This window comes from Achromobacter sp. DH1f, assembly GCF_000633435.1.
Lineage (GTDB): Bacteria > Pseudomonadota > Gammaproteobacteria > Burkholderiales > Burkholderiaceae_B > Achromobacter > Achromobacter deleyi.
The window spans coordinates 1-237 of record NZ_AYMF01000141.1 but is presented as its reverse complement, the minus strand read 5'-3'; the positions used below and the strand labels follow the sequence as shown (position 1 = coordinate 237).

General features: G+C 71.3%; 1 protein-coding gene. It reads right to left on the bottom strand.

What is annotated here, in order from left to right; translation table 11 throughout:
- Positions 1 to 237, bottom strand: a 237-nt coding sequence (locus U858_RS0133465) for a LysR substrate-binding domain-containing protein (RefSeq protein ID WP_029954833.1), incomplete at both ends; no start/stop codon positions are given.

Sequence of the window (237 nt, the reverse complement as noted above, 5' to 3'; positions counted from 1 at the left end):
GCAGGCGCAGGCCGGCGTCGAAGAAGGTGCGTTCTATCGAGGCGCGTAGGGGGGACGTGGGGGCCGGCAGGATCCAGATGTGGTCGATCAGGTCGGGCAGGGCGATCTGGGGGGCGTGGGCCAGGGGGTGTTGGGCGCCGACGACCAGGCACAGGTCTTCGCGGTAGAGCTTGTGGTGGTCGACGGCGACGCCGGAGATCGAGGCCATGTCGGGGCCGGGCAGGCGGCCGACGACGA